Consider the following 503-nt stretch of genomic DNA (forward strand, 5'->3'; position numbering starts at 1 on the left):
GAAGGGTGCGAAATGTGAGATATAAAGCTCGGAAATATAAAAAATATAAATTTTTTAAAATTTTGTTGCATAATAGCATTATCTATTCCAAATTTAACGATAACTTGCTAATATATACTTGTAAATCCTATCCTTTTAAACAGAAAAGTTCCGTTCCATGGGCAGCGATCTACCCTCCGCCTAGGGATGAAAATCTCGCGCCAGTGCGGCATTTTCACGGAAAAGATCCATGGGCAGCGTGATCTGCCCTCCACCCGGGGATGAAAATCCTACGCCAGTCCTGCATTTTCACGGAAAAGATCCATGGGCAACGTTTTGCCCTCCACCCGGGGATGAAAATCCGCGCCAGTGCGGCATTTTCACGGAAAAGTTCCATGGGCAGCGCGATTTGCCCTCCACCCGGGGATGAAAATCCCGCGTCAGTTTGGCATTTTCACGGAAAAGATCCATGGGCAATGGTTTGCCCTCCACCCGGGGATGAAAATCCTGCGTCAGTTCGGCAT

The 503-nt window shown here is 46.7% G+C and carries 1 protein-coding gene; it reads right to left on the reverse strand.

All coding sequences use genetic code 11. The features are described from left to right. Positions 1–288: 288 nt before the first annotated feature. The coding region (locus tag B4113_RS20545) for a hypothetical protein (protein WP_235597989.1) at positions 289–503 on the reverse strand (215 nt) is incomplete at its 5' end.

The organism is Geobacillus sp. B4113_201601 (assembly GCF_001587475.1).
GTDB classification, from domain to species: domain Bacteria; phylum Bacillota; class Bacilli; order Bacillales; family Anoxybacillaceae; genus Geobacillus; species Geobacillus icigianus.